The organism is Sphingobacterium sp. 18053, from assembly GCF_902706145.1.
In the GTDB taxonomy this organism is placed as follows: Bacteria; Bacteroidota; Bacteroidia; order Sphingobacteriales; family Sphingobacteriaceae; genus Sphingobacterium; species Sphingobacterium paramultivorum.
Map to the genome: position 1 here is coordinate 93508 of NZ_CACSJW010000010.1, position 22659 is coordinate 116166.

General features: G+C 39.9%; 16 protein-coding genes. 2 read left to right on the top strand and 14 right to left on the bottom strand.

The window, feature by feature from the left end; genetic code table 11:
• Position 1 precedes the first annotated feature (1 nt).
• Genes rpsS through rplC form a run of 5 tightly spaced genes read right to left on the bottom strand, consistent with a single transcriptional unit; the run spans position 2 to position 2646 of the window.
• A complete protein-coding gene (gene rpsS / locus GVK91_RS22455; protein ID WP_002997495.1) occupies positions 2–268 on the bottom strand; it encodes a 30S ribosomal protein S19 in 267 nt (88 codons plus the stop codon).
• The gene (gene rplB, locus GVK91_RS22460) at positions 268–1095 is read right to left on the bottom strand and encodes a 50S ribosomal protein L2 (RefSeq protein WP_046674867.1); all 828 of its coding nucleotides are present in this window, start codon (positions 1093–1095) and stop codon (positions 268–270) included. Before rplB ends, rpsS begins: the two co-directional genes overlap by 1 nt.
• 6 nt (positions 1096–1101) lie before the next feature.
• Complete coding sequence (gene rplW, locus GVK91_RS22465; protein ID WP_075990874.1) at positions 1102–1392, bottom strand: 50S ribosomal protein L23; 291 nt, start codon at positions 1390–1392, stop codon at positions 1102–1104.
• A 1-nt stretch (position 1393) separates the two neighbouring features.
• Positions 1394–2023 (bottom strand): 50S ribosomal protein L4, encoded by a 630-nt coding sequence (gene rplD, locus GVK91_RS22470; RefSeq protein WP_075990873.1) that lies wholly within the window; start codon positions 2021–2023, stop codon positions 1394–1396.
• A 5-nt stretch (positions 2024–2028) separates the two neighbouring features.
• Complete coding sequence (rplC, locus tag GVK91_RS22475) at positions 2029–2646, bottom strand: 50S ribosomal protein L3 (protein ID WP_104385215.1); 618 nt, start codon at positions 2644–2646, stop codon at positions 2029–2031.
• A 338-nt stretch (positions 2647–2984) separates the two neighbouring features.
• On the opposite strand from rplC, the gene GVK91_RS22480 reads away from it, so the two are divergent.
• The gene (locus GVK91_RS22480) at positions 2985–3455 is read left to right on the top strand and encodes a DinB family protein (protein WP_153844934.1); all 471 of its coding nucleotides are present in this window, start codon (positions 2985–2987) and stop codon (positions 3453–3455) included.
• Between the two features lie 151 nt (positions 3456–3606).
• On the opposite strand, the gene GVK91_RS22485 is transcribed toward GVK91_RS22480, so the two are convergent.
• The 7 genes from GVK91_RS22485 to GVK91_RS22510 form a co-directional block, all read right to left on the bottom strand.
• A complete protein-coding gene (locus GVK91_RS22485; protein WP_153844933.1) occupies positions 3607–4560 on the bottom strand; it encodes a YafY family protein in 954 nt (317 codons plus the stop codon).
• A gap of 528 nt (positions 4561–5088) precedes the next feature.
• Entirely contained in the window at positions 5089–5223 is a 135-nt protein-coding gene (locus tag GVK91_RS27710) for a hypothetical protein (protein ID WP_310442525.1), read from the bottom strand.
• 189 nt (positions 5224–5412) lie between these two features.
• Positions 5413–5880 (bottom strand): hypothetical protein, encoded by a 468-nt coding sequence (locus GVK91_RS22490; protein WP_153844932.1) that lies wholly within the window; start codon positions 5878–5880, stop codon positions 5413–5415.
• A gap of 590 nt (positions 5881–6470) precedes the next feature.
• Positions 6471–7745: a glycoside hydrolase family 88 protein gene (locus tag GVK91_RS22495; protein ID WP_153844931.1), complete on the bottom strand. Its 1275-nt coding sequence runs from the start codon at positions 7743–7745 to the stop codon at positions 6471–6473.
• A 38-nt stretch (positions 7746–7783) separates the two neighbouring features.
• Complete coding sequence (locus GVK91_RS22500) at positions 7784–9052, bottom strand: DUF2264 domain-containing protein (RefSeq protein ID WP_153844930.1); 1269 nt, start codon at positions 9050–9052, stop codon at positions 7784–7786.
• Between the two features lie 139 nt (positions 9053–9191).
• Positions 9192–11084 (bottom strand): RagB/SusD family nutrient uptake outer membrane protein, encoded by a 1893-nt coding sequence (locus GVK91_RS22505; RefSeq protein WP_153844929.1) that lies wholly within the window; start codon positions 11082–11084, stop codon positions 9192–9194.
• Positions 11085–11192: 108 nt separating this feature from the next.
• Positions 11193–14534, bottom strand: a complete 3342-nt coding sequence (locus GVK91_RS22510; protein WP_159731399.1) for a TonB-dependent receptor — start codon at positions 14532–14534, stop codon at positions 11193–11195.
• Between the two features lie 136 nt (positions 14535–14670).
• On the opposite strand from GVK91_RS22510, the gene GVK91_RS22515 reads away from it, so the two are divergent.
• Positions 14671–18546: a hybrid sensor histidine kinase/response regulator transcription factor gene (locus GVK91_RS22515; protein ID WP_153844927.1), complete on the top strand. Its 3876-nt coding sequence runs from the start codon at positions 14671–14673 to the stop codon at positions 18544–18546.
• Positions 18547–18742: 196 nt separating this feature from the next.
• On the opposite strand, the gene GVK91_RS22520 is transcribed toward GVK91_RS22515, so the two are convergent.
• Both GVK91_RS22520 and GVK91_RS22525 read right to left on the bottom strand, forming a co-directional pair.
• Complete coding sequence (locus GVK91_RS22520; RefSeq protein ID WP_159731401.1) at positions 18743–19990, bottom strand: glycoside hydrolase family 88 protein; 1248 nt, start codon at positions 19988–19990, stop codon at positions 18743–18745.
• Between the two features lie 168 nt (positions 19991–20158).
• The gene (locus tag GVK91_RS22525) at positions 20159–22300 is read right to left on the bottom strand and encodes a glycoside hydrolase family 95-like protein (protein ID WP_159731403.1); all 2142 of its coding nucleotides are present in this window, start codon (positions 22298–22300) and stop codon (positions 20159–20161) included.
• Positions 22301–22659: the final 359 nt, after the last annotated feature.

The following is a 22659-nucleotide window of genomic DNA, read 5'->3' on the forward strand; positions in this document are numbered from 1 at the left end:
ATTATTTTTTCTTTTCTGCGTGGCCTCTGAATGTACGCGTAGGAGCGAATTCACCAAGCTTGTGACCTACCATATTTTCTGTTACATAAACAGGGATAAATTTATTCCCGTTGTGCACTGCGAAGGTATGGCCAACAAAATCAGGGGAAATCATTGATCTACGAGACCATGTTTTGATAACTGACTTCTTGTTAGTTTCATTCATAGAAAGAACTTTTCTCTCTAAGTTGTGATCGATATAAGGACCTTTTTTAATTGAACGAGCCATTATTTTTTCCTTCTCTCAATGATGTAACGATTCGATGTTTTCTTCTTGTAACGTGTTTTGAAGCCTTTAGCTAATACACCTGTACGTGAGCGTGGGTGACCTCCTGAAGTACGGCCTTCACCACCACCCATAGGGTGATCTACTGGGTTCATCGCAACACCACGAACTCTTGGACGACGACCTAACCAACGTTTGCGACCTGCTTTACCTAACACTTGGTTAGATCTTTCATGGTTCGATACCGAACCAATTGTAGCAACACAAGTCAATAAGATCATACGTGTTTCGCTCGAAGGCAATTTGATGATGGCATATTTACCATCACGAGCAGACAATTGAGCATAAGTACCAGCCGAACGAGCAATTGAACCACCTTGACCAGGATTTAATTCAATGTTGTGGATGATAGAACCCAATGGAATGTTTGCTAATGGTAATGTATTACCAACTTCTGGGGCAACTTTATCACCTGCGATTACAGTTTGACCAACTACTAAACCAGCTGGAGCAAGGATGTAACGTTTTTCACCATCAGCGTAATGCAACAATGCAATACGAGCAGTACGATTTGGATCGTACTCAATAGTAGCTACTTTTGCAGGGATATCTTTTTTATCGCGTTTGAAATCAATTAATCGGTATACTTTTTTATGTCCCCCACCGAGATAACGCATAGTCATTTTACCGGAGTTATTACGACCGCCTGATTTCTTGTTGATTTTTACTACTAACGATTTTTCAGGAACGTTTGTAGTAACATCAGAGTAGTCAGCGCCTACTCTGAAACGAGTACCAGGGGTTACCGGTTTGAATCTTTTAACTGCCATTTTTTATTATATAGTACTGTAAAAGTCAATAGTTTCGCCGTCTTTAATAGTAATGACAGCCTTTTTATACTTAGGAGCTCTACCAGATACGAAACCTGCTTTTGTGTAACGGCTTTTTGCTTTACCAGCTACTACTGCAGTGTTTACAGCAAGAACTGTAACACCAAACATAGCCTCAACAGCTGCTTTAATCTGGATTTTGTTTGCTCTGTGATCCACTTTGAAAGCGTAACGGTTTAATTTTTCCGTTAACATAGAAGCTTTCTCAGTCAAGATAGGTTTTTTAATAATTTCCATATTACTTAGCTAATGCTTCCTCCAAAGATTTAACAGAATCTGTAGTCAACAATAATTTTGTTGCGTTCAATACATCATATGTATTTAAATCAGATGCAACAATAACTTTTGCTTTTTTCAAGTTTCTGCTTGATTTATAAACAATTTCATCGTAAGCTGGCAATACCAACAATGTTTTCTCATCAGCTACATTCAACGCATTTATTAAAGCAACATAATTTTTAGTTTTGATAGCATCGAATTTTACTTCATCCAATACCACAATATTATTATCTTTTGCTTTGTAAGACAACGCTGATTTACGTGCTACTTGTTTCAATTTTTTGTTCAATTTGAACGAGTAGTCACGAGGTTGAGGACCGAATACACGACCACCACCATTAAACAATGGAGACTTGATAGAACCCGCACGAGCACCACCAGTACCTTTTTGTTTGTGTAATTTACGAGTAGAACCCGCGATTTCGTTACGTTGTTTAGATTTGTGAGTTCCTTGGCGTTGGTTCGCTAAGTATTGTTTCACATCCAAATAGATCGCATGATCGTTAGGCTCTAACCCAAATACCGACTCAGGAAGTTGCACCTTGGCACCTGTTTCTTTACCTGATAAATTTAAAACTTTAACTTCCATCTCTACTATTTGTCTACGATTACATAAGAACCTTTAGCTCCTGGAATGGAACCACTAACAACGATAAGGTTTTGCTCAGCGTAAACTTTCAACACCTGTAAGTTTTGAACTTTAACTCTGTCACCACCTGTACGACCCGCCATGCGCATACCTTTGAATACGCGTGAAGGCCATGATGAAGCACCTAATGAACCTGGAGCACGTAATCTGTTGTGCTGACCGTGAGTCGCACCACCTACACCACCAAATCCATGACGTTTCATTACACCTTGGAAACCTTTACCTTTTGAAGTACCGACTACATCCACGAATTCGCCTTCCTCGAAAAGTGTAACGTCAACTACGTCACCAAGTTGTTTTGCATCTGGGAAAGTTTTAAACTCTACCAACTTACGCTTAGGCGTTGTGTTTGCTTTCGCAAAGTGCCCTTTCAAAGGAGCTGTCGTGTTTTTCTCCTTAGCTTCGTCGAAACCAAGTTGAATTGCCGAGTAGCCATCCTTTTCTTCCGTACGTATCTGCGTAACCACGCACGGCCCGGCCTGAATCACTGTACAAGGAATATTTTTCCCATCAGCGTTAAACAGGCTCGTCATTCCTACTTTTTTTCCAATAATACCTGACATGTTGTAAATTAATTAATTAAAAGTCCTTCGAAGCAGTAGGGCTTCGCTCAAGACACACTATTCCCATTAAGGGACTGCAAAGTTACAAACATTTTTATAACTGTCAAATAATTAGTGAATTATTTTTTTTATTTTCTACTTCTTTTTATTCTCCCCTCCTATTTTACGATTTATCCCTTCAACATTCCATACACGAAATAAACGCCCTCAAAAAAAAATAAAATTAGTATTCCGAATTTATACTGCCACACAGCTGTCACAAACCGCAGTAATTTTGAACTGTCATACAACGCAGAAGGCGATGTATAGCTTACTCAAAAACTTTAAATACGAGAATCATGAAAACAGAAATCATTTCCAAGAACGAGCTACTTCAGCATTGGTTAGGCCACAGAAACCTAACAAGACAAACCATTGAAAAATTTCCAGAAGAAGGATTGTTCGATTACAAAGTAGAAGGCATGCGCACCTTTGCAGATATGATTAAGGAGCTATTAGGTATTGCTGTTCCAGGTCTCCAAGAGATTGTCAACAACAAGAGCGGCGAACTCAATGAGAATCTCAGTTATTCGACCAAAGCACAATTGCTTCAGGCTTGGGATGAAGCTACTCCTCAGATCAGTGAACTGTTCAATCAAATCCCAGAAGAACGCTTTGCCGAAGAGTTCAATTTATTTGGACAATACAAATCGCCCATTATCCACAGCATATTTTATTTTATCGACAATGAGATCCACCACCGCGGTCAGGGATTTGTTTATCTAAGATTACTCGGCATAGAACCTCCATTTTTTTGGGAAAGAGGTTAAATAGGTAATGTCTGCAATGAAAATTCCTTCTTAACAGAGCGCTGAAGCTTATTTTTAGTACAGCCTACAAATGACTTGTTCGGTACCTGTCCTTTCAGCCGAACAAGTTTTTTGCGTACAATAGCAGCAAGGCTGATTTCGTCGTTTTTGACTAAACTTGCTCCAATGCCGATGAGAGCAACCGCTTTACGACCTCTTTTAACGATTCAGGTTCAATAATTGTTCCTTTATCGGCAAACATCAGATACCAACGCGCAAAGCCATTCTCCATATTAATGCTTTCAAAATGCATTTCCACATAGTTATCAGTGACCGTTTCTTTTTGGAAACCAAAATAGTGGCGATCCCATTCCATATAGCGGGCCATATCCTTGTCCACTTGCACGACAACTTTTGTCGTGGGAACGTCATGACGTTTATTCAGAAAAGATGAAAGTTCAGGATGCTCCTTTGCAAAGTCATCGGCAAGTATTCTAATATTGTTTATTCTATCCAAACGGAATTGCCTATAATCTTTCCGTAATCTACAAAAAGCAAGGACATACCAAAACTTGCTCTCCACAAAAATACCCACAGCTTCGATTTCACGCCTTTCTGGAGTTTTATCCGAAGGTTTGGAATAATAGATTTCCACACATTTCTTTGCAGCGATACTTTCGATCAGTATATTGGTGCCATGGGTAAGCTTCTCATTGAATTGATGACGCCCACCGCGCACCAGAAAGTTATCCCCTACTAAGGCCACCTGTTCTTTTTCATTGCCCCGCAATATGGCTTTCATTTTCAGCAATGCTGTTGTAAAATGATGCGCAAGATTCCGATCTGTATACTTTTCCACCAGTTTCTCCGCTGCGACAAAACTCAATGCCTCCTCTCGGGTAAATTGCAGAGGTGGCATCTTATATCCCTCCACCAAAGAATAACCGCTTCCCGCTTCACCATAAATCGGAATTCCAGCTTGCATCAGGGATCTGATATCACGATAAATCGTACGCTGACTAACTTCATAACGTTCTGCCAAAGCAGCGGCGGTGACCACAGGTTTAGCTTGTAGATGCATATAAATAGCGAGTATGCGGTCGAATCTCTTTTGAATATCGGTCATTGGGATAAAGGTACAAAAAGCCCAAATGATTTAATGAATGTCACAAAAAATGGCAAAGTTTTAAATTATGGAACACGGCAAATATAATACAGCAAAATATATAGTTCTGCTCGTGTATCTTTATCGAACGTATATCAAATATAAAGCTTACCTGTAACTGGCTTCTTCAGGAGCAAATAATTAACAAGTTAACATCAGATTCCGAATTAAAAAAGGAGTAACACTATTTTTATTAGGGGTTAGCATGGGGTTAACAGGGGTAGTACCCCTGTTAACCCCATGCTAACCCCCTGTTATCCCCCTATAAAACCCCTATTAATATAGAAAATAATATCATGTTATACTACCCATGTGCACTAGATGAAAGAGACTGTATTTGACAGAGAATAGAATCAAGTACAACATGAAGAAACTTGTTTTTAGATTGAGAGCGTTAAATCCAATAAAACAAAAAAAGTGAAGTACCTATATACTTCACTTTTCCACATCGTGTTAATAACTTTGTTGAAAACTTAAAAAAGTCACTCCTTATTGCTTGATTACCTTTTCTCCTCGGAGCAACCGATCATATCGCACCAATGCCTCCACATAGTAGTAATCGGCATAGGTCAAGGGCACATCCACTTCTGTTTTATGTGGAATTGATCCGACACTATGCTTCAAGATATAGCCACCGGCTTCTTTATAATCTGCTTTGTAGGGTTTAGAAGAAAGCGACCGCTACATCTGCTTAGCCTTCGCGATGTAGCGGATCAAAAATTCTTTCGGCTTCTACCATCGTATTCGACCGAAATAGTAAATAGCTGCCCCAATGAAGACATTGAGACAGCAACATTAATTATTTTGGGCAATTTAATTGCTTCCGACATCTAACGATGTACAGCCAGTATCGCTCAAATAAACATTTTCGAAAGTGTAAGATTGTCCGGAGCCCGAATGACCGCAGCTCATCGCATACCACATTGTTAACCAACTAGGACAACTTGCATAAATATCATAATTTCCACTTTGAATATTGACTGGATAAGACAACGTATTCGCAGGGACTACAACATGCTGTGTGGTTCCTCCTGGAAAATTCCCGCTAAAGGTCAAATAAATGGGTGAATTACTAAAGTTATACACATAAAAGTCGAATGTGCTGCTTAGTGTTTTAATAGTCGTTTTGGTATTTTTTTTTGCCCCAACATTTTCCGTAGAAATTATATTTCGTTTATTAGATAATTTTACTGCTGCTGGTACACTCAAATCTCTAGCTTGAACGAACAAACCAGTGACAATAAATAACGCAAAGGCTATTACAAATGATTTTTTTAACATAATTCAAAAGTGTTTATAAATAATTGACTATTTCAATAAGCTTTTTTGAGATATAGCTTATCAACAATTGGCTTCTGTCTTAACTAAATCATAAGGGCCTCCTTTCTTTTAGATAAATTGACTAAAGTTTCTCGATCATTAGCGAATGATGCCTCACCATTAATAATTATGGTTGAAAGATCAACGGCGCATCGCTTTAAAAAATTCTCCGTAAAAAAATAGGTGTACTGCCTACTAATACGTCCAAATGATTACTTGATCAGAATATACAATTTTAAAATACAAGAACTTACCGACCCCTAAAAAACACAATAAGTGTAATTTCAATAAATCTGACTTTACTATTTGTTGTTTTCATTCTTTGTTAGATTTATGATATTGGTAACGTATAAACGGAGCGGTATAGATCTGACACATCCGGGTGACAGATCTCGCCAAATATTATGGGTCTATCGCGACTATTATAACAGGAGATGCTCCAATGAAAATTTGGGATTGGTTGGAACTGCATTTTTCCCAAGAGCACAAACGGCTAAAACTGTTCCTAAAACAACACTTATTTTAAGAACAGTTTAAACGTGCCTTATCGTCTATTGTTTAATCACCTTTTCTCCGCGGAGCAATCGGTCATACCGCACCAATGCCTCTACATAATAGTAATCGGCATAGGTTAAAGGCACATCCACCTCTGTTTTATGTGGGATTGAACCGACGCTATGTTTCAAGACGTAGCCACCGGCTTCCTTGTAATCTGCTTTGTAGGGTTTAGAAGAAAGCGAGCGCAACATCTGCTCAGCCTTCGAGATATACAGCTGGCTTTCACTGCCTGTTGTGTATTGTGCCAGTTCCAGCAAAGCCGAAGCAGTCACTGAAGCTGTCGACACATCGCGAAGATCTTTTTGGCTATAATATTTACTGTCCGGCGTAAGTTTATTCTGATCCATATCCCAATAAGGTATCAGATCTTTCGGAAGATTGGGATGATTCAGATAAAACTGAGCAATATGCCTAGCCTGCTCCAAATATTTCTTGTCGCCCGTTTCGCGGTACATCATTGTATAACCATAAAGTCCCCAAGACTGTCCCCTAGCCCATGCAGACTCATCAAAAGCGCCTTGTGCCGTCTTTCTCGAAATAATACGTCCATCTTTCGGATTGTAATCCACCACATGGTAGGAACTATAATCTTTTCGATAGTGATTGACCATCGTTGTATTTGCATGCGTTATAGCAATATCACGATAGCGTTTGTCTCCTGTCATTTTGGAAACTTCCGTCAAAAACTCCAGGTTCATCATATTGTCGATGATCACTGGATAGGTCCAGGGTTGGTCATCCCAGTTTTTGCCACCATCCCATGAACGAATCGTTTGCGGTGCTACATGGAAACGTGTTGCCAGCGATGCTGCTCCTGTACTTAAAATCTCCTTATAAGCAGCTGAATCTCCCGTCAAACGTAATGCATTACCAAAACTGCAGTATAACATAAAGCCCAAATCATGTGTTCCCTTGTTGTTCTTCTCCTTCTCGAGTTCTTTTAACTTACTTTTCGCTTCCGTTAATAGCTTCTCATCTTTGGTATATTCATAGAGATAGAGCACTGTACCGGGATAAAACCCCGAACACCACCAACTCGAACCCCAATTCACATATTTACCATCTTTATAAGTCGTGGGCATATCGGATTCATTGATCGATGCTGCGAGGTAAGCGATTTGTTTATGTGCATCTTCTAAATTTGAATGAACGAATTCTTTGTCAAGCCCCAACTTAACGGATCCTAAATTCCGTTGACTAGAACAAGAAATTCCTTGCATTCCCAGCCCAATGATTAGGCCCCCCGTAATATAATGTTGTATCTTCATGTTTATATAAAATTTAGAACCCTCTATTCTTGTTTTATTTAATAACTTACATAATAGTCCTTCGGAAATTGCTCGGCACTCCAGCATTTCTGAGAAGTCCAGGGTTGTGAAGCACAGGTCCAGAACTCATCGTCTGCAGGTAATCCCAAAGGCAAGAATGACAGGGAGGCCACATACATAGACCCTGCATTTGTATAGTAATCTGCGAGATTGGATTGTTTATCACCTACCACTCCCATACGCAGCCATCCTGACGAGGCAAAGGTTTTGTCAATATAAATATGCCTTAATATCGCTGTAAGAGCTGCCCGGACCTGTCCTTTTGAGATATCCTCAGGTAGCTTGTTTTCTAAAGCAACTGTCGCCAAAGGTTGGAACGCTGCATTCTTATAAGTTGACGAGCGACCGACAACGACATAGTGACCTTCTGGAGAAATCATACGTTCCAAATGATGTGCATAGCGCTGCATTCGTTTATACGCTCTATCATACATTTCTTTGTATTTTCCGCCGGCGGTAATATTATGGCGTAGCGACTCAACCTGCATGCAGTGAATCACATACCCATTGTAATGATCAAAACTAAAACGCGCTCCGTCGCTGTACCAGCCATCTCCGACATACCATTCCTGATCAAATTTATTGACTGCATAATCGATCTTTTCACGCGCGCACTCCTCCCCGATGCTATAGAGAAATGTCTCTGTCATCGCGGCAAACAGCAACCAATTACTCTCATTCGGCTTGATCTTCCGCAGCAGTTTGAATTCTTCAACTACTCTTTTTTTAGTAACTTGGTCCAAAGGCTGCCATAAAGCCTGTGGGGCCCTCAAAAAAGCCAGCGCAAGATGCGCCGCATCGACGAGTGTTTGGGATGAAGGGCCTCGCCAGGTAAAATAATCCGGCGATTTAGGATCGACACCATATTGTATACCGAGTAATGCTTGGTCACGTAATTTTTTACGCAATTGACCTTCTTCAGTTGCGTCATCTGGCAAAGCCAACCAAGGAGCCATACCTGCCAACAAACGACCGAAAGCTTCTAAGTATCCGACTCCAGGGTCTCGACTATCAAAAGTAGGGCTCACTTCCATCGGCATATTTTTACGCCATTGTTGCTTACTGATATTGCCTAATATTGGAGCAGCCATCTTATGTAAAATAGACACCCAATAGGCACGATCGTTCTCGCTGTAATTATTTCTTTCCGACGCGGCAACATTGGCTTTCGCATCACCAGCAAAAGATGTCGCCAGTGCGCCCATCCCGGCACCGCCCAATAGTTTTAATAAGAGTCTTCTTTTCATTGACATTGGTTTATAACGAACATAATCGAAGTGTTACACAAAACATTAAAAATCTTTATTTTAAGCTAAAAAAACAAATCAAAAAAAATCAATCGCTCTAGCAAACGATTGCGTGAGCGATTGATAACAACTTCTTTACTTAATAAACCCACCCTGGTGTTGGCTTCAAATTTTTATTTAACTCTATTTCAGATTTAGGGACTGGCCACGTGTACCATTGGTCACCTATCCATTCATAAGTGGTACCACCAGTATTTTCTGTGCCACCCCAAACATGTTGTGCGAATTTTTCGTTGAACTTTGTTTCTTTCAGTGTCTTCCAACGCATTTCATCAAAAAAGTTAACTCCTTCACCAATTAATTCCCGGCGCCGTTCATCTCGTACATAATTCCGTGCTTTGGTTTGATCTGAAAAAGAAGAGGCCATTGTTGGAATTCCAACCCGATCTCTGACCTGTTTTACTTTTGCCATCGCACCAGGTAAATCATTCATTTCGACTAATGCTTCTGCCCACATCAACAAAACATCAGCATAACGAATAATAGGTTCGTCGACCGGATTTTGCTCACGGCGAGCATATTCTAACCCTTCGCCCACAAACTTACGATGGATATACTTAAATTCTGCCTGCGCATTGGCACTTCCCGAAGTATAATAACTACCAGGTAAACTACTATTTAAATTGGGCTCAGCTCCAGATTGGTCTACATAGTACTTACCTGTGACTGGGAATCTGTATGTATACATACCTGCAGCCGTGGAATTGCTATTCACTCCCTGGAAAGATGCATAAGGAGTCACTACATTATAAGCTAACCGTGGATCCCTATTTGCATAAGCTGCTTTAAGCCGTGCTTCGTTACCCTCAGGCAGATACAACACTCGCGCAGTACTATTCAATTTATTTAATTCTGTATTGATTACTGTGGTTACCGTAGGGTGAACATCATTTCCGTTAACTTTTTGGTCTCGTATAAAAAAGACCTTTCTATTGGGAGCTCCTAAAGCATTTACAGTATTCCATTCAGGAATATAATCCGACCAACTAAAAGGACGTACAGTAGTACCATCAATTATTTCTTCATACAAATTGACCAAAGCCGGGGTTACTTGCAAATCTGTCCAACACCCTCTACTATCTTTTGCTCCCTGTTGAAATGCGGCGGTATATTTCTGTACGGCAGAACCGTATCCTGAAGGTTCCTCAATATATTGAACGCTCAAAATCATCTCTTCACAACGTTCATTGGCAACTTTAAATAATTGCTTATAATTTGAAAAGAGTTTATAGCCGCTCTCTCCAACTTTCGCAAAATCAGCAACTGCCTGATCGTATTTTTTGGTCATAAGATAAGCACGGCCACGTAGTGCATAAGCGGCACCTTTACTCACACGTCCTTCACCTTGGATTTGATTGTTCGGCAAAGCACTCTCATTGATTGCATCAGTCAAATCTTTAATAATAAGCGCCCAAACATCCTCTTCTGAACTCTGCCCTTTATTACCTTCTGCAGGACTGATAGGCTCGGTGTAAATAGGAACACCTAAACCATTCCGACCATACAGTTCATTGAGCCGCATGTAAAAAAAGGCTCGTAATACTTTACATTCGGCTACTAATTTATTCTTTTTCTCCTGAGCCATCGTCGCACCGGGAATATGAACAATTGCATCGTTAGCGCGATGTACACCATCATACAACCATTTCCATTGGAATGAAAAATAGGAATTACTTGGATTCACAGCGCTGGAGAAAAGGTTATTTAAGTTATATTCACCTTGACCAGTCATACCAAATGCCTCATAAGCATAATACCCAATATTTGCAGATGTCCCTACAATTCCGTCACTTCTTACCGGACGTTGTAACGAATAGTAAACACCTATTACCCCTTGATCAACCAGCGTTTCCGTTGACCACATTGTTCCCGAAGATATTTTGTCATTAGGTGCAAGGTCCAATATTTTCGTACAAGACGATAAAGAACTTGCTATACCAATTGCTATGACAGATTTTAATATTTTTTTCATCTCTATTTCTATTTTATTTGACTAAACAGAGTTTAAGATTAAGATGCTAGTCTAAGTCTTACTCTATTGAAAACTCAAATTAACTTATCCTTCTGTTCTGAGATTAAGTTAAAAAGTTACTGATACCCCGGCGGAATATAACTTCGCGATCGGATAAACAATCAATGAACCACCTAATTCCGGGTCCACTCCTGGAAAGTCTTTATGTTTAAAAGTCAATAGGTTTTCTCCAGTTACAAATACCCTTAAGTCTTTAATTTTAGCTTGATTAATCCATTTTTTAGGAAATGTGTACCCCAACTGCAAAGACTTTAACTTTAAATACGAGGTATTGTACAGATAGAATGTATTAGCCTGCATGATTGAACTTGAAGAAAGTAAACGTGGATATTTACCATTTATATTTGCATTTGGATCTGTAGCAGGATCATAATTATCATAATCGCTATTTGCTCTTACTGCATCATAAGAATAATATTTGGTCCAGGCATCTGCTGGCAATTGATCACCTGTATTCGCTAAGATTGATCCATTAGATCCACGCTCATTAATATAATGATAAGAGCCGACACGTCCCGCCAAAAGCATGCTTAGATCAAAGCCCTTGTACGCTGCTGTCAGATTTAAGCCAAACACAAATTTGGCAACAGAAGACTTCCCAGTGAATTCACGGTCATCATCATTACCGTACTTACCATCACCGTTCGCATCTGCCATAAGCATTTGTCCATACCAAATATTTGCTGCTCCCGGGCCCACTGTATTGTTATTGAAAGAATAATTTGCAGCAATCATGGATTTCACCCACTCCAGGTCGGCTTTAGTACGAATCATTCCATCTGTTGGACCACCATTGGGATCTACACTTCCATCAGATTTCATATAAGTTCCAGTACCCGCGTAAGGCTTTCTTAAAAACCATTCGTCAAGCATATGCTGTTCCACACGACGCTCGTTTCCTCCTGTAGACACATCTGCTAAATTCGTATAACGCCAAGTTGGATTACCCCAAATATCGAGAGTCGATGGATCTTGTTCATACTTTAACGTTCCTTTAAATCCGGAAACTCTGTTCATGTTGTAAGAGATATTACCACTAACTCCATACCTGAAATCTCCAATTTTGTCGTTCCACCCCAAATTTAGTTCTATCCCTTTATTATTCATTGAAGCAGTATTGGACATCGGTGCATTGATATTACCCATCGTCAAATAAATAATAGCTGCCGTTAAGATATCAGAAGTCTTTCGGGAATACATATCGGCCTCGACACTCAAACGACGATTTAAGAAACTGGCTTCCAACCCAACATTATATGTCGTTAGTTTCTCCCATGATAAACTAAGATTTTGGATAGTTTGCTGAATAACCCCATTCGCAACCGACTCGTTAAATACATTATTCACTTTCTGATAAAGAGTCTGCCAATCGTAATTTCCACTTATTGTATTCCCTAAGGTTCCATAGGACCCTCTAAGCTTTAAGTAATTAACCGTTGTTTTGGCTGGATCAAAAAACCCTTCGTTACTGATAACCCAACCTGCCGAGAAAGAAGGGAAAAATCCTGTGCGATGTCCTGGAGCAAACTTAGATGACGCATCCGAACGAAAGTTTCCTTCGAACAAATATTTACCATCATAGGCATAGTTTACCCGCCCAAAATAAGAAATCATTGCGTTCTCCGCTTTTGCATTATCTTTTCTATTCTGATCAGAGCCGCCAATGGACTCCATTGTACCTCCCGAGTTTATATCAGTAACACTCCAATCAAGCAATCCTCGTTGAGTAGCATTAAACCCACTTGTCTTTGAATAATATTGCTCGTAACCTACTAATCCGCCAACATCGTGTTTTCCAAAAGTATGTGCATAACGCAATAATGCATTCGCTGTATAACTGGAAGATTTATAAGAAAAACGGTAAGTTGTCGCCTGGTCCAAATTTCCTATACCCTCTTTAGGCTTCTCAAAGCTTTCTCTAAAACTATACCTCGGCAAATTTTGGGAATAATTTTCATCTTCACGCGTATACTCACTGTAGTTAAAGCGAGCCTCTGCAATAATTCCCTTCCAAAGGTCCGCGTTAGCATACCATGTGCTATTGATACGTGTGTAGTTGTTTTCTCCACCATTCGAAGCCACCTGTTGGAGAATATTATCCTTATTTGTTGTGTTGGGATCTTCACTGGATCCATATTTTCCCTCATAAATTGGTGTCATTCCTGGAAAAGCCTGAAGCAAATAAGTCATTGAAGTGCTACCAGGCTGCTTATACTCCTTTGTAGCATAGGTTTGTGTTCCAAAAGTAATTCTATCCGCAATTTTTGTTTCCAAATTGGTCCGAATGTTGAATCTCTTCATTCCAGTATTTGCCAACGTTCCAGGATTATTTTGGTATCCGGCGGACATGAGATAAGAAGATTTATCACTCCCTCCAGTTACTGAAACACCATATCGCTGATAATATTGAGGCTGGAAGAGAACCTGCGCCCAATCAGTATTTGGATATGCCAACCAATTAGGGATGCTGTTCCCAGTGATCGGATTAGTATATATACCATTAGGATCAGCATTTGCTTTGCGCCAGTCTTCAATCGTTGAAAGTGTATAATCAGGAGATGTCGAAGTCGGGTTAGCATTCACCTTAGCGATGTTGTGTAGTTCCATCCAATCTGCTGTACTCGACATAAATTTCAAATCAGTTTGCGCTTTCTCACGCGCATACAATGCATTGAATGTTATTTTAGGCGCCTCACCTTTCCGCCCTTTTTTAGTAGTTACGAGAATGACGCCATTAGCAGCACGAGATCCATAAATTGCTGCTGAAGCCGCGTCTTTCAAAATAGAAATATTCTCGATATCATCCGTATTTAATGGAACCATATCGGCTACAGCACCATCAACAAGAATCAGCGGGTTATTATTATTGAAAGACCCTGTACCACGAACACGAATGGACACATCCTCGCTTCCGGGATTCCCATTGCCCTGCGTAACACGTATACCAGGTGCAGTTCCACCTAGAGCCGCGGCAAGGTTCATTATCGGTCTATTTGTAAGTTTATCTGCACCGACAGTAGCGACAGATCCAGTCAAATTGACTTTTTTCTGCGTGCCATAACCCACAACAACAACTTCATCAAGCGCTGAGGTGTTTTTTTCCAGACTGATATTAATTATCGAACGCCCTTTAGGATTGATTTCTTGATCCTGATATCCTATATATGAAATCAGTAATGTAGCATTTTCTAAAACAGAAATGGCATATTGACCTGCCTCATTTGTTGAAGTGGCGGTCTTTCCGCCCTTTTCTCGAATCGTTACACCCGATAAAGGTGCTCCTTGACTGTCTGTAATCCGCCCCGTAATTGAAATTTTCTGTTGTGCCATACTCGCACCCACAGTAAACATCATCATAGCAGACAGTCCAACTTTGTAAAACTTTGCCATACTTTAGGAAATTAGTTTTATAATAAAAATTGGTTGTTTAATAGGTCAAAGATGAGTCTATGAGCAAATTAAGAGGGGTGAAATTCATAAATATTTGGGGGTAAAATCTTAAATTTGACACAAATACCCCATAACCATGAGCATACTACCTATTTTATCGCGACAATTTCTGCTGTTGATATCCATCATTTCCATTTGTCATGCCCAGAATTTAAAATTTGAGACACTAAGCCAGGAGAACGTATTGGATAAACAGGCGGTATTAGCAATTGCTCAAGATAAACAAGGTAAACTTTGGTTCGGCGGCGGAGCCAACCTTTTTGTATATGACTCCCAAAATATCACCAATATTCTCGTACAGGATACGGTATTTAAAAAGGTAGATTACATTAACAAGATTGCCATCAACGCAAATAATGACCTTTTCATTGCTACAGCAACGCAGTTATTCATTTTCGATATCGACAAACGCAAAGCGGTATTTAAACAGGGAAAACCTTTTCAAGAAAAAATTGCCGTCGCCGACATACAGATCTTTTCAGACAAAATATTTCTGTGCACCGACAAAGGGCTCTTTCAGGCTATCCCCACAGCAGGCACCTACAATCTAAAAAAAATCATTAACCAATCCCGTGTACAATCGATTATTCAGACAGGACCGGAAACCTATATCATGGCGAGCATGGATGGTATAACGTCCTTTTCATTAAAAAATAATCAAATTTCTACGATCCAGAATCTTATAGCATCCCCCCTGCCGCTAAAAGAACAGATTTTCAGCACAATGTATCTTCATAAAAACATCCTGTGGGTTGGCACAAAATTGCATGGAATATTCCAATACAACTTCGTTGATAAAAAATGGAATAATCTAACAGAAACAAATAGCAATCTGCTCAGCAATAACATCAGAAAAATCGTCCCAACTAAACAGGGAGACCTCTTGATCGGTACATTAAAAGGACTCTCCATCTTTAATGGGGCACCACATTTCCTAAATTATAAACATAATACCTCCGTCAAAAACTCATTGAGTCAAAACTCTATCTATGATATCTTTATTGATCGACAACAGATCACCTGGATAGGAACTTATTTTGGAGGAATCAATGCCATCTACCCCGATCTGATCCCCATACAGCATTATTCAACACGTTCACGTCCTGGTCTCAGCCTCAACAGCGATATCACCGGCAGTTTCGCAGAGTCAGAAAATGCGTTTTGGATTGGAACAGAAGAAGAAGGAATCAACAAAATTGACAAAAGAACAGAAATGACCTCCCCTTTGTCTAAATTAACCCAGTCAAACCTGATCAAGGATCTATACGTTAGAGATAACAAAATTTATGCGGCACAGTATGGCGGCGGTTATTCCATTATCGATGCACAATCTGGAAACACACAACACTTTTACCTGGAAAAAGATCTCCTGAATCTCAAAAACAATATTTATAGCATTTATGTCGATCCAGTTCACCGCATTTACCTCGGAACCAATAAAGGGCTTTACATCGTCGATCCTGGAAAACCTGCAGCATATAACGCTGCATTAAAAACAGGCACAATTGATGATATCCAAGCGGACAATAAACAGCAGACATATTTTCTCAGAGGAGGTACACTTTTTCGCAAAAAAACGAATGAATCAAACATAAAACCAATAAAACAGCTGGATACATTGACGCTAGGTGGGTTTTATGTTCATCCGAACGGGGACATCTGGCTGACATCCAAAGAATACTTATATCATTTTGATCAGCATGATCACTTAACCAAGGTATCTCGCTTTCCGAACAATTCGCTAGGCTGGCCCATCTTTGTGAACAAGCAGGTATGGCTTACCAGTAAAAATGGATTAATATGCTATAATCCCAAAACAAAACATAGCTACCTCCTGAATCAGTATGACGGTTTACCGGTCAAAAATTTACTTGGAGCCAAAGTCTTTGCCAGCAAAACAGGAACACTATTCGTCACAACTCTCAATGGTGTAGTTGCCCTGGATACCCGAAAAATAATCTTCAATCTGACTATCCCTGAGGTATTTTTCCGAAATATCTTTCTTGAAGAGACACCATTGAACTACGGACGGATTCAGAAAACAACAGATCCCAACAGTTATCAGCTCAAACTCCGACATGATGAAAACTTTGTTACGATTAATTTCTCAGGTTCTAATTTCATCAAACCGCAAAAGAATAGATACCGATACAAGCTCGATGGTTTTGACAAGGATTGGCTTGAAACAAGTACTCCGTCAATACGATATACCAATATTCCAGTCGGAATGCATACCTTGACCATATTCGCTAGTAATAACGACGGCATCTGGAGCAGTATACCCCTACGGATCAATATCGATATTAAACCTCCCTTTTGGAGAACTTGGTGGGCGTATCTGTTGTATGCCGGCTTGTTTACGCTGGGGGTACATTTTGTCATCAAGTTCGTTGTCGAACGTGAGATGTTGATCAATTCAGAACGGGAACAGGAAAAGAAAATAAAATTCTTTACACAGATATCGCACGAAATTCGCACACCCTTGACTTTGATTACAGCTCCATTAGACGAAATTATTTCCGAAACGGCCAATCTTACCGCTACTCAAAACAAAGTAAAACGGATAAAAAAGAATGCCAGTAAACTCCTTGGTGTAATCAACGAGCTGCTGGACTTTAAAAAATTCGATGACAAACACTTTGTGCTGAAGAAAACCGACATCTCTTTTAGAGAATACATAGAAGATACGTTCTACTTACTGAATGACCTTGCCAAAACAAAACATCTCAACTATTATATACGTCAGTTGGATGCTGTAGGACTGCAGTCCATCGATACAGTCCAATTTGACAAAGTGATGTTTAACCTACTCTCCAATGCCATCAAATACACACCCGAATATGGTACAGTCTATCTGGATCTGATCGAAAGCGAGGACTCGTTTTCCATAAACATAGTTGATAACGGCATTGGCATTGCCACAGACAATCAGTTTAAAATTTTTGAAGAATACTATCGTGAAGAACAAGCTAATGATGCGATCGGCACAGGCATTGGTTTGGCACTTACCAAACAAATTGTACTGCAGCACAAGGGAGAGATTCGTTGTTTTTCACAGGACGATGAAAAAGGAAAATGGACGGTATTTACGGTAACCTTACCGAAACAAGCTGGCGAGAAAGTAGAGCCACAAGCAATAGGCCTCCTTGCAAAGGAAGCAGAAGACGTTAGCATACTGGTACCAAACACGCTCGATACTTCCTTGCAACAAACTATTTTAATTGTAGAAGACAACAAAGAATTATTAGCAACGGTAGTCAGTCTGTTTCAGGACACCTACACAATCATTACGGCTGATCATGGCGAAGAAGCTCTTTCCAAAGCATTGGAATATATCCCTGATCTTATTATTTCAGACCTGATGATGCCTTATATGGATGGAGCCCAACTGTGTCAGGCCGTTAAAACAAATATGGTGACAAGCCATATTCCGTTCATTTTGTTGACAGCCGTAACAGACAGCCATTCACAAACCTTAGCCCTGGAGCAGGGTGCAAATATCTATTTAACAAAGCCCTTCGACAATAAACAACTATTTCTTTCTGCTCAAAACCTCCTGGCTATCAGCCACAAAAAGAGTAAAGAATTTCAGGTCAAAACAGCTTCATTCGACAATGAACTTGATGCGCAATTCATCTCATCCCTAAATGAGTTGATTGAAGAAAATATCCAGTCAGATAGCTTTGATGTTAATTTTATATCGCGTACAATGGGAATGAGCGCTCCAATTCTCTATCGTAAGCTGAAGGCCATATCCAATTTATCGCTCAATAATTATGTTAAAACGTATAGGCTAAACAAAGCGAAAGAACTACTGAATTCTGACATGAACATCAGTGAGATCGCCTATGCTGTGGGGTTTTCGGACAGGAAGTACTTTAGTAAGGAATTTAAAAAACAGTTTGGATACAATCCGTCGGAACAAACCGCTACGCCCAACCAGAATAGCTAAACCCTGTTATATCGAACTGTAGTCTCCGTAATGCTCAATAAACGCTGTTATTCCCAATAAAAAAGACAGAGGTGGCATAGCCACCTCTGTCTTTTAGCTTTAACTACGTTTTTAATCAAGTTCGAGCCTTACTTAAAACAAATCATTTTTTAAACGATCTGATCCCACTAAAATAAGCTTTTAACTGTTGACAACCTTATTTAGCGATCTCTTTGATCATAGGTTCTCCGGACAATAGGCGTTGATAACGAACCAAGGCTTCAACATAGTAATAATCTGCATAAGTCAACGGCACATCGATTTCCGAATTTAATGGCAGCGCTCCAACACTGTGTTGTAAGATATACCCACCATTTTGACCATAAGGTGCCAGATAAGGTACCTTCGACAGGTTCTTAAGAATCGTTTCTGCTTTATCAAAATAATTCAAAGCTTCACTTCCCTTTGTGTATTGTGAGAGCTCTAACAAAGCAGATGCATATAATGCCGCCGCAGATACATCCCGCAGATCCTTATTCGGATACATTTTATCTGACTGCGCAATTTTATCTTTATCAAAATCCCAGTAAGGAACCAGATCAGCAGGCAAATTCGGATTGCTTAGGATATACTTTGCGATTTGCTGGGCCTGCTTCAAAAATTCTTTCTTCTTTGTCTCGCGGTACATCATGGTATAACCATACAGCGCCCATCCTTGTCCTCTTGACCATGCCGATTCATCAAATGCGCCCTGATGGGTCTTTTTACCAATGGCCTTACCTGTGTTTTTATCATAATCGATCACATGGTATGAGCTATAATCTTTTCTGAAGTGATTTTTCAAGGTTGTTTCAGCATGAGATACCGCAATATCATAGAATTTTTTATCTCCAGTCATTTTAGACACCTGTGTCAAAAACTCCAGGTTCATCATATTATCGATTATAACCGGATACTGCCATGATCCGTGATCCCAAGAACGGATCGTTTTGGTAGTTGGACTATAGCGAGATGCTAGGGAATTGGCGCCGGTGCTGAGTACTGGTCCATACTTTTGGTTATCACCCGTGAGACGCAGTGCGTTTCCAAAACTACAGAATAACATAAACCCTAAATCATGTGTACCCTTGTTGTTCTTTTCTTTTTCTAGATAGGTCAATTTCTCAGTTGCTTTCTTTAATAGCCCTTCATCTTTAGTGCCTTCATATAAATACAACAATGTCCCTGGATAGAACCCCGAACACCACCAGCTCGACGAAGAAAATACCTCTTTGCCATTTTCGAAAGTTTTTGGAAACTTTTCTGCCGGAGTTTCACTCGCCAGGACTTTTATTTGCTTCGCTGCAGCATCTAGCTGCTGCTGAATAAACGCTTTGGATAGATTTGGTTTTGCCGTTTGCGCCTGAACGACAGTCGAAGTACCCAAAATGGCCAATAATAACACGGAAAGTTGTTTTAATTTCATTATTTTCTATTCTTTTATTTTTATTTGGTCAGCGCATTAGCGCTTCAATTTTATACCTAAATAATATGCTCTTTTTCCTTATTTCAATTGATTGAGGAATATAGAGCGTTGATTCACAGAATCTGCCTATTTAGCTCGTCCTGTCTTACTTTCTTTAATCTCGCGTTATCAATGTGTGTTGATCAAAGCGATTGCTCCCTTATCGAGCTGCAGATCAATCATTCCGTCTTTCCTTATATCAAACGTACCCTCTCCCTGTATCTTTACCTCTGGTATTCCGATATCGGATTTTAAACATAGACGACCTCCATATTGACTTTTGATCCGGATGTTGGCCGTTTTTCCATTTTTCCGCTCTGCTGATACGAGATTTCCACCATCTGTCAAAAAATTGGTAAAGGAAACATCCTTCCATTTATGAGGAATAGCAGGAAACACGCGTAATACACCATTCCAATACTGCATGCACAATTCTTGAATACTCGCCATCGCTGCCAGTGGGGTTTCTATCACCGGACCGCTTTCAGCATATAGCGTATTGGCTTTAATATATTTCTGCAATAGAACATCCAGTGAAGCCAAAGCCGAATCTCCTCTCCCCATCATGGCATACATAGAGGCAGCCCCCGTAAATGAATAGCCCTGCAACCATTGCTTTTTGCTCTGCCAATGTGCAATAGAGCGCTCGATAAGAGCCTGATTATTTACCTGATCCCAATTTATATCGTAAAAAGGATAAATCATCATTAGATGCGAATAGTGCCGATGCGACTCGCCATAGGGAAGATCTTTTGCGATCATAAAGCCATCGACATCTTGTGGATAATCAATCAAGTTGGCCAATACGTCTTTCCAGACAGCATGAAGTTTATCCTTGCCGCCTCTTTCTTGATCCAGCTCAATAAGCGTCTTGAGACCCCATTTGAAAATAGAAAGATCATAATTTGTATCATAAGCATACCCTTTTGAATATTCTGGCGAATAGGTTTTCACACCGATATGGTATTTTCCTGCTTGATTCTTTTCCACTAGGTGCAAATGATAATTTATCGCTTCCTTCAGTAGCGGGAATAAGCGATCATATACTTCCTGCGGCAGGGTCGCTCGATAATATTGATAATAACTATGCAACAGCCATACGAGATTCCCCAGTTCCTTTTCTCCATCGGAAGCCGCATCCAATGAGACATTTTTTGCCAGAAGAACAGGACTCCATAATGTCGGCCCCGAGGAGCGACCAACAGCCAAACTGTTATAGCGATAAGGCTGGGGAACATTTTGTCTTAAATTATCTTTATTCCGATCAATCATCTGGATCAACGAGTTTGCAATACCGAGCTGGTTCGCTTTGAAAACAGGGGAATAAGCAAGTTGCATATTAAGATTAAGCCAGTACGCTGGCCACGGAGTTGGACTTGTCCAGGGACCCTGTAAATCCATGGCGGGTTTATCTGACCTTGTTGCACTGGCAAGCTTATACAGTTGCATATCATAAAACTGCTGGTAAACCGTATCTGGCAGCTCCAGTGTAGATGCTGCAAAATAGTCTGTCCACCACTTGCGATGGGCTGCCAGTCCCTTTGTTAACTTTTGCTTATTAAAATTCCGAATATAATTGATCGCCTTTTTGACATAAGCGGTCCCCTGCTGGGTATAATCTACAGTAATTAAATAAGTATCCACCTCTTTGCCGGATCTGCCACAATAAGCCGTCACATACCCTCCCCCGGCTAGAAGAGGCTGATCAAAATATTTTGTTTCGCCTTGCGTGCCAAAACTTCCTTTTGGATTTGTTGGATAATTTTTCGGTTTTTGCGTATAGCTGAATCCCATCCTAGGACTGATGGCTTCGTCGGGTTTCCATGTAAGATGGTAAATCCCGTTAAAATCTTTTTTAAATACCTCTAGCAAAATAATGTTGTCATTCGATAAGGTGGTCGTCCGAATTCTCACCATCCCTTGGTCTGTGCCGACTTTCGCCTCAGCATAGGCATCTTTTAAATGAATTTCCCCTTGTGCCTGCACAATAGGGCTTTCAAATTCTATTTCAAAATGACCTAACGACATACGCGCCTGATCAAACAATTTATCGGCCGAATTCGCTCGATGATCATAAATATCAGTTCTTCCAATATCCACACGCATCGAATTCTTACCGGCTAAGTAAGTCATCGTTCCCAGGAGACCATTTCCGGTAAACACACCTTCATAAATCGTATGGCCCAACACTGGAATTCTAAATTGAGCTGATCCTCCAAATGGCTGGCATAGGATGCAAACGAGTAAAAACAGTATTCTTAGATTCATCATTAGGATTTAATGCTATCAGAGCGACCATAAAGATGCTGGATTATTCTCCTGAAATCAAGCCTCTTTTACGAAAACGATTGAGGAAAACCTAGATTCAAGTCCTTCTCTGTCCATCACATCGAATAGCTACATCACTGAAATGTAACAATTTAGTAGATAAAACAACAAAGCATAGGCAATAATGGGGTGGCTATATATGAAAGAAATGAATTCAACAGCATTCTTTTGTTATTTTTTAACAAAACACAAATAAACAATACGTAAAATTTTAGTTATCAGTTTACATTTATCAGTTTTTTATCTATTTTTAAGATTAAATATCCAATGCCGTTATTTTTAACAGCCTAATAGTGGATCAA

Coding starts and splice junctions, on each gene's coding strand:
- GVK91_RS22495 (WP_153844931.1), bottom strand. CDS start 7,745: ATGAAGATACAACATTATATTACGGGGGGCCTAATCATTGGGCTGGGA.
- GVK91_RS22515 (WP_153844927.1), top strand. CDS start 14,671: ATGAGCATACTACCTATTTTATCGCGACAATTTCTGCTGTTGATATCC.
- rplW (WP_075990874.1), bottom strand. CDS start 1,392: ATGGAAATTATTAAAAAACCTATCTTGACTGAGAAAGCTTCTATGTTA.
- GVK91_RS22520 (WP_159731401.1), bottom strand. CDS start 19,990: ATGAAATTAAAACAACTTTCCGTGTTATTATTGGCCATTTTGGGTACT.
- GVK91_RS22490 (WP_153844932.1), bottom strand. CDS start 5,880: ATGTTAAAAAAATCATTTGTAATAGCCTTTGCGTTATTTATTGTCACT.
- rplC (WP_104385215.1), bottom strand. CDS start 2,646: ATGTCAGGTATTATTGGAAAAAAAGTAGGAATGACGAGCCTGTTTAAC.
- rplD (WP_075990873.1), bottom strand. CDS start 2,023: ATGGAAGTTAAAGTTTTAAATTTATCAGGTAAAGAAACAGGTGCCAAG.
- rpsS (WP_002997495.1), bottom strand. CDS start 268: ATGGCTCGTTCAATTAAAAAAGGTCCTTATATCGATCACAACTTAGAG.
- GVK91_RS22480 (WP_153844934.1), top strand. CDS start 2,985: ATGAAAACAGAAATCATTTCCAAGAACGAGCTACTTCAGCATTGGTTA.
- GVK91_RS22525 (WP_159731403.1), bottom strand. CDS start 22,300: ATGATGAATCTAAGAATACTGTTTTTACTCGTTTGCATCCTATGCCAG.
- GVK91_RS22500 (WP_153844930.1), bottom strand. CDS start 9,052: ATGAAAAGAAGACTCTTATTAAAACTATTGGGCGGTGCCGGGATGGGC.
- GVK91_RS22510 (WP_159731399.1), bottom strand. CDS start 14,534: ATGGCAAAGTTTTACAAAGTTGGACTGTCTGCTATGATGATGTTTACT.
- GVK91_RS22505 (WP_153844929.1), bottom strand. CDS start 11,084: ATGAAAAAAATATTAAAATCTGTCATAGCAATTGGTATAGCAAGTTCT.
- rplB (WP_046674867.1), bottom strand. CDS start 1,095: ATGGCAGTTAAAAGATTCAAACCGGTAACCCCTGGTACTCGTTTCAGA.
- GVK91_RS22485 (WP_153844933.1), bottom strand. CDS start 4,560: ATGACCGATATTCAAAAGAGATTCGACCGCATACTCGCTATTTATATG.